This window comes from Rhodosalinus sp. 5P4, from assembly GCF_041365695.1.
Lineage (GTDB): Bacteria > Pseudomonadota > Alphaproteobacteria > Rhodobacterales > Rhodobacteraceae > Rhodosalinus.
Genome location: NZ_JBGFSJ010000016.1, coordinates 1 through 1,035 on the forward strand (window position 1 = coordinate 1; position 1,035 = coordinate 1,035).

Here is a 1,035-nt window from a genome sequence, read left to right on the forward strand (position 1 = left end):
GCCTTGCGCTCTTCGCGCCCCGCGTCGCCGGCGGTGTCGGACAGGCCCGACAGGATGCCGCGCGCCACCTTCGCGGCGTCGCCCACGATCCCCACGCCGACCTTCTTCGTCAGGCCGATCCGGTCGGGGTTGATGTCGACCTGGATCACCGTCGCGTCGGCGGGCCAGTAGTCGATGCCGTAGCCCGGAAGCGTGGAGAACGGGTTGAGCCGGGTGCCCAGCGCCAGCACCACGTCGGCGTCGCGGATCAGGTCCATCGCCGCCTTCGACCCGTTGTAACCCAGCGGCCCGGCAAAGAGCGGGTGGGAGCCGGGGAAGGCGTCGTTGTGCTGGTAGCCGACGCAGACGGGCGCGTCGAGCCGCTCGGCCAGCGCCATCGACGCCGCGATCCCGCCCTCCGACAGGACCACGCCGGCGCCGTTGAGAAGGACCGGGGTCCTCGCCGCCGACAGCAGCGCCGCGGCTTTGGCCACCGAGGTCTCGCCGCCGGGCGAGACCTCGAACTCGATCGGCTCGGGGATCTCGATATCGACGACCTGGGTCCAGAAATCGCGCGGCAGGTTGATCTGCGCGGGGCCCGACAGGCGCCTGGCCTTGGCGATCACGCGGGTCAGGACCTCGGCGATGCGGGAGGGGTCGCGCACCTCTTCCTGGTAGGCCACCATGTCCTCGAAGAGCTTCATCTGCTCGACCTCCTGGAAGCCGCCCTGGCCGATGGTCTTGTTGGCGGCCTGCGGCGTGACCAGCAGCAGCGGCGTGTGGTTCCAGTAGGCGGTCTTCACGGCGGTCACGAAATTGGTGATGCCCGGGCCGTTCTGCGCGATCATCATCGACATCCTGCCCGTCGCGCGGGTGTAGCCGTCGGCCATCATCCCCGCGCTGCCTTCATGGGCGCAGTCCCAGAAGGTGATCCCCGCCCTCGGAAAAAGGTCCGAGATCGGCATCATCGCGGACCCGATGATCCCGAACGCATGCGCGATCCCGTGACGCTGCAGAACTTTGACGAAGGCTTCCTCGGTGGTCATCTTCATGGGG

Annotated in this window: 1 protein-coding gene; it reads right to left on the minus strand. The window is 68.7% G+C overall.

The window, feature by feature from the left end; all coding sequences use genetic code 11:
• Positions 1–1,031, minus strand: a 1,031-nt coding sequence (locus AB6A69_RS16255; protein WP_371061570.1) for a thiamine pyrophosphate-binding protein, incomplete at its 3' end; no start/stop codon positions are given.
• Positions 1,032–1,035 lie beyond the last annotated feature (4 nt).